This is a genomic window from Corynebacterium sp. UMB8791 (assembly GCF_054166365.1).
This window is the reverse complement of record NZ_JBSZCG010000170.1, coordinates 1-516: the sequence shown is the minus strand read 5'-3', so window position 1 is coordinate 516 and position 516 is coordinate 1. Positions and strand designations below refer to the sequence as shown.

Here is a 516-nt window from a genome sequence, read left to right as displayed (position 1 = left end):
GGGATACCCTCACCAACTGTCAGGCGGTGGGCGCGACAAGCCGGAATTGCGATTCAGCACCAATCGCACTGCCCGAAGGTCTCGATGATGCATAAGCATCGCGTGATCTACGAGATGCTTATGGCCGGCTCATATAGTGTTGCCGAGATTGCCGCGCAGGCTGGGGTGTGCACAACCACGGTGTACAACCGGCGGGCTAGTTTAACCACTATGAATACCCGCAGTCGGATAACACCTGGTGATGTATCTCGTGTTGGCGCTGGTCGGCGGCTAGGGCTGACGGAACGCTTACTTATTGCCGATTGCCTGCGGGCAGGTCATTCGCACCGGCGTATCGCACAGATAGTCTGTCGTAGTCAATCCACTATCAGTCGTGAAATCGCACGCAACAGCGTCGATGGTATCTACGATGCCTATCACGCTGATCAGGCCAGCCGCGGGCGTCTTGCTCGTCCAAAGCCGCGCAAACTCGATGACAATCGATTTTTGCGCGCCCAGGTTGTCAATCTGCTCAAC

Annotated in this window: 1 protein-coding gene; it reads left to right on the top strand. The window is 56.4% G+C overall.

Going from position 1 to position 516, the window contains the following annotated elements:
* Window positions 1–84: 84 nt before the first annotated feature.
* Window positions 85–516, top strand: a 432-nt coding sequence (locus ACXIUA_RS11270; RefSeq protein WP_457976889.1) for a helix-turn-helix domain-containing protein, incomplete at its 3' end; no start/stop codon positions are given.